At 60.9% G+C, this 4,614-nt stretch carries 4 protein-coding genes and 1 pseudogene; 3 read left to right on the top strand and 2 right to left on the bottom strand.

The features are described from left to right. A partial coding sequence (locus EOA85_RS28395; protein ID WP_348627938.1) for a biotin/lipoyl-containing protein occupies positions 1-1,277 on the top strand: 1,277 nt, incomplete at its 5' end. A gap of 203 nt (positions 1,278-1,480) precedes the next feature. On the opposite strand, the pseudogene EOA85_RS28400 reads toward EOA85_RS28395, so the two are convergent. Continuing rightward, positions 1,481-2,601: pseudogene (locus EOA85_RS28400) on the bottom strand (branched-chain amino acid ABC transporter substrate-binding protein). Positions 2,602-3,046: 445 nt separating this feature from the next. Then, positions 3,047-3,313: a sel1 repeat family protein gene (locus EOA85_RS28405; RefSeq protein ID WP_027152750.1), complete on the bottom strand. Its 267-nt coding sequence runs from the start codon at positions 3,311-3,313 to the stop codon at positions 3,047-3,049. Positions 3,314-3,778: 465 nt separating this feature from the next. On the opposite strand from EOA85_RS28405, the gene EOA85_RS28410 reads away from it, so the two are divergent. Continuing rightward, positions 3,779-4,123 (top strand): DUF2147 domain-containing protein, encoded by a 345-nt coding sequence (locus EOA85_RS28410; RefSeq protein WP_127211973.1) that lies wholly within the window; start codon positions 3,779-3,781, stop codon positions 4,121-4,123. A gap of 302 nt (positions 4,124-4,425) precedes the next feature. Continuing rightward, positions 4,426-4,578: a hypothetical protein gene (locus EOA85_RS37775; RefSeq protein WP_164759935.1), complete on the top strand. Its 153-nt coding sequence runs from the start codon at positions 4,426-4,428 to the stop codon at positions 4,576-4,578. Positions 4,579-4,614: the final 36 nt, after the last annotated feature.

A 4,614-nucleotide genomic window follows, 5' to 3' on the forward strand; every position in this document is an offset into this window, starting at 1 on the left:
CGGCGCAGCGCCGCCACCAGAAGGTGATCGAGGAAGCCCCTGCCCCCGGCATGACGCCGGCATTGCGCAAGGCGATGACGGAGGCAGCGGTGAAGGCCGCCAAGGCGATCAACTATTCCGGCGCCGGCACGATTGAGTTTATCGTCGATGCCTCGCAAGGGCTGAAGGCCGACCGCTTCTGGTTCATGGAAATGAACACCCGCCTGCAGGTCGAGCACCCCGTCACCGAAATGGTCACAGGCATCGACCTGGTCGAATGGCAGTTGCGGGTAGCGTCCGGCGAGAAGCTGCCGAAGACGCAGAGCGAGATCACGTTCTCCGGCCATGCCTTCGAAGCGCGCATCTATGCCGAGGACGCGGCAAAGGGTTTTTTGCCGGCGACGGGCACGTTGCATCACCTGAAATTTCCGGATTCCGCGCCCGAGGGCGCCAGCATGCGGATCGAGACCGGCGTGCGGGCCGGCGATGCCATCTCGCCCTTCTACGATCCAATGATCGCCAAGCTGATCGTGCACGGCAAGAGCAGGCAGGCGGCACTCGAAGCGCTGGGCATAGCCCTTTCGCAGACCGAGATCGCGGGCTCGACTGTCAACACCGCCTTTCTCGCTGCTCTTGCCGCTGATGCGGACTTTTCGGCAGGCGATGTCGATACCGGCCTGATCGGCAGGCATCAGCAAGCGCTGACCGCAGTCCCGCCGCCGAGCAGCGAGATCGTCGCCGCAGCCGCATTTGCGGCGTCCGGCGCCGGGACTCAGGCGCCGTCCAACGATCCGTGGTCGTCGCTTGCCGGTTATTCGCATTTCCACACTGTTCCGCGGCGCACGCGGCTACGATACGGCGATGATGAGATAGTCGCGCTTGTGTCGGTGCGGCCGGACAAGCGCTTCCAAGTGGCACTGGACGCACCTTATGACAGCGCCAGTCCGCTCGATCTTCGCGCCGCCCCTCGCCTCGCCCGCTGGCCAGGCCATGTCACTGTCTTTTCGGGCGCCATCGGCTACAGCTTCGCGGTGCCGGACCCGCTGGCGAGGGCCGACGAAATCGCTGCCGGCTCTGACAGCCTGCGCGCGCCGATGCCTGGCCTGGTCAAGCTGGTGCGCGCGGCAAGAGGCGAGGCCGTCATCAAGGGTCAGCCGCTGTTGATCCTGGAAGCGATGAAGATGGAGCACACGATTTCCGCGACTCATGACGGGACCATCGCCGAGATCGCAGCGGAAGGCGCACAAGTCACCGACGGGACCGTGCTGGTGCGTTTTGCCGAGGAAGCCCACGTCTGACCGCTGTTCCTTCATCCAAGAGGCGGCGTCGAAGACACGCGCCACAAACGCGTGCCCAAAATGAAAATGGCCGGGTCTGCCCCGGCCATCTCCGATTGTCGCCAGGCGCTAAAGCGCGTCTCATGCGACGCGCTTTAGTTCTTGTTTTATGGATGTCGTTATCGCAAAACCGCTGCGCACTTTTGCGCGACATGCATTACCCATTACGGCTGGATCGGCGCGTATTTGCCGTCGTGCCACTGGTTGATGTCGTAGCTGACGTTCTTGAGGTCGCCCTTTTCATCGAAAGTGACGGGCCGACGACGGTGCTGATCGGCTCGCCATTCTTCAGCGCTTCGGCAACCTTGGCCGGGTCGTCGCTGCCGGCGCGCCTGATACCCTCGGCAAAGGCCTGGATCACGGCATAGGAGAACAGCGTGAAGCCCTCGGGCACGAAGCCGCCCGCCTTGATCTTTTCGATGGCTTCCTTCGCTTCGGGCTTCGCCTGCGGATCCGACGGGAAGACAAACATGGTGCCTTCGCCGGCCGGACCGGCGACCTGCCAGAATTCCGGCGTGGCGATCGAGTCCGGCATGATCAGCTGATACTTCAGGTTCTGTTCCGCCGACTGGCGCAGGATGAGGCCGGCTTCGGGGTGGTAGCCGCCGAAATAGACTACATCCGCCTTCAGGTCCTTGAGCTTGGTGACAAGCGCCGCGTAGTCTTTTTCACCGGCGTTGATGCCCTCGTAAAGGATCTCTTTGAGACCGTTCTGGTTCATCGTTGCCTTGACGGCGTCGGCGACGCCCTGCCCATAGGCGCTCTTGTCGTGCATGATGACGACGTTCTTGCCGGCATATTTCTTGGCGATCCATGGACCGATGAAAGCGCCCTGCGCATCATCGCGCGTATAAAGGCGCATGATCGTCGGCCAGCCGGCTTTCGCGGCCGCGTCGGTCAGCTCTGGATTCGACGAAGCCGGGCTCATCATCAGCGTCCCGGCTTCGGCGTAGACGGCCGAGGCCGGAATGCTCGAGCCCGAGCAGGCATGCCCATCGACGAACTTGACACCGTTGGCAACGATGCGGTTGGCGACCGAAACCGCCTGTTTCGGATCGCACTGGTCATCCTGTACGTCGAGCTTGATCTGGCGGCCTTCGACACCTCCAGCCGCGTTGATCGCGTCGGCGGCGGCTTGCGCGCCCTGCTTGAACTGGTCGCCGATGGTGGCAAGCTGTCCGGTCATTGGTCCGACCACCGAAAAGGTGATGTCTTCGGCGAACGCAACCGGCGCGCTCATCATCAGGCCGATTATGGCCGCGCTCAAAATACCCAACTTTTTCATGGTGACACAACTCCTCCACTCTCGCGCGGGCCGCTCCGGCCGCGCTCTTCCAGAGTGGCCGGGAGAATCTCACCCTTCGCCAAGCCTGTCTAGGCGCATCGGCGGCACTCAATTGGGCCTGCAGCCTTTCTGTTTGATCATGATCTTTTCCAAAAACCGGTTTCCACTTTTTGGGATCATGGTCAGAAAACGCAAAAGCCGCGCCTGCCTTGTTCCGGCCGGTCGCGGCTTTGTCGATCGAACAATCCCGAACGCTCACGCGCCCGAAAACCGCTCGCCTTCCCTGTCCGTGGCGCAGCCTGGCCGAATCCGGCCTGCCGCGTTCTTGTCATTGTTGGCACGACCGTCTTGCGCGGCCTTGTTCTTGCCGGCCCGGCCGTTTTGCGCGGCCTCGACCTGAAGCGACCCTGTCGGTATCTCAGTGCCTGATGAACTCAGGGCCAACTTAGTGCATTGTCATCCATTCGCGGGCTTCGCGCAGAGCCCTGGCGATCTCGACCTTCGACATGGCGGCCGACAATTCCGAGCGCAGTTCCGCAGCGCGGACCGAACCCTTGATCGCAGCTATATTGAACCATTTGTGGGCGGCGACGACATCGGTCTCGCAATCGCGGCCAGTCGCATACATCATGCCCAGTTCGAAAAGAATGTCGGCCTGGGCAGTTGCCCCCATGGCGCCGAAGCCGGCTTCAGGCATTTCAAAACGTGCCATTTCAATCCCCTGTTCTAGCCCCTGTCAGGCTCCCGAGAGCTGCCTCGTTCTGTCCCTTGGTATCTGTTGATAAACCTTGGGGTGGCCGCTCTTTCGATGTTTTCGAGAATGAACCGGAGGCTTGAATCCGTCGTTAAGTGGCGTGCTTAATTTGAGGAAAACAAAGCTAAAACAAGAGGTAAACGCGAGAATTCGTTAAGGATGCGAAGCCAGCAATTTCGCCGGTTTGCACTAAATTTGACGAAAATTCGCGAGGCGAAGATCAAGACTCCGCTAACCACGGGAGACAAAGACGGAGTTGCGAACGTTTCACATCGATGAGACCGCTTCGGGCGACCAGAAAATCCTGAAGTCTTCCGCAGCGGCACCGCTTTTGTTTTGCCGGGACGTGAATTAGCTTACGTTTGCGTAAAAGGCAGACCGGCGGGCGGAACATCCGGCCGGATTTCCACAGGGAGGACAAACATGTTTCGCAACATCAGCATGGCCTTGGCGGCCACATTGATCATGGCCGGCACGGCTTGGGCCGATCCGATCGAGGGCAACTGGAAAACGCAGGCCGGCGCGACCGCCGCCATAGCCGGCGGCGGCGGGGCATTCTCCATCACGCTCAAATCAGGCAAATTTTCCGGCAAGCGCATTGGTTCGTTCAAGGTGTCCGGCGCCAACAAATATACCGGGACCATAACCGACCCGGAGACCGACAAGACCTATTCCGGCAAGGCCTCGGTCTCTGGCGCTTCGCTCAAAATGAGCGGCTGCGTGCTCGGCGGGCTGATTTGCAGGAGCCAGACCTGGCACAAGCTCTGACCGTTTTGACTGCCACAAATTGAAAACGGGGCCTTCGCGGCCCCGTTTTGTTTGCGCCGTCTGTTTGAGACACCGGATCGATCGGACGGGCCGCGCCTTCTGCGCCCTAGCTAACAGCAATTTTTGTGCATCCTTCGTCCCTGTCACCAAGATTTGGGGGGCAGCAAGACTGCGGCCGGACCGCGCCGTGGCGGCGGGCACTCAACACTCCGTCGATAAATTTGAACCGCAGATGAACGCCGGCATCAGAACCGGTTCAGTTGCATCAGGGCATTCTCATGCGTGTTGAAGGAGACCACGCAATGTTCGCCCGCCGCTTCACCATCGTCTGCCTGCTGATGAGCCTGTTCGGCATGTTGTTCGCCATCCTGGTTGCCGAGGCCGGCCGCCCGGCCCGCTCCTGGGACCAGGCCAATTCCTGCCGGTTCGGTTGCCCGAGCCACCTTCGCCATTGAAGCCGGCAAAAACCTTAGAGAGAAGCAACATACCAT

The sequence above is a fragment of the Mesorhizobium sp. M5C.F.Ca.IN.020.29.1.1 genome, assembly GCF_003997375.1.
GTDB lineage: Bacteria > Pseudomonadota > Alphaproteobacteria > Rhizobiales > Rhizobiaceae > Mesorhizobium > Mesorhizobium wenxiniae.

What these genes read in the sequence shown, in the direction of transcription:
- EOA85_RS28405 (WP_027152750.1), bottom strand. Translation starts at nt 3,313, where the DNA reads ATGGCACGTTTTGAAATGCCTGAAGCCGGCTTCGGCGCCATGGGGGCA.
- EOA85_RS28410 (WP_127211973.1), top strand. Translation starts at nt 3,779, where the DNA reads ATGTTTCGCAACATCAGCATGGCCTTGGCGGCCACATTGATCATGGCC.
- EOA85_RS37775 (WP_164759935.1), top strand. Translation starts at nt 4,426, where the DNA reads ATGTTCGCCCGCCGCTTCACCATCGTCTGCCTGCTGATGAGCCTGTTC.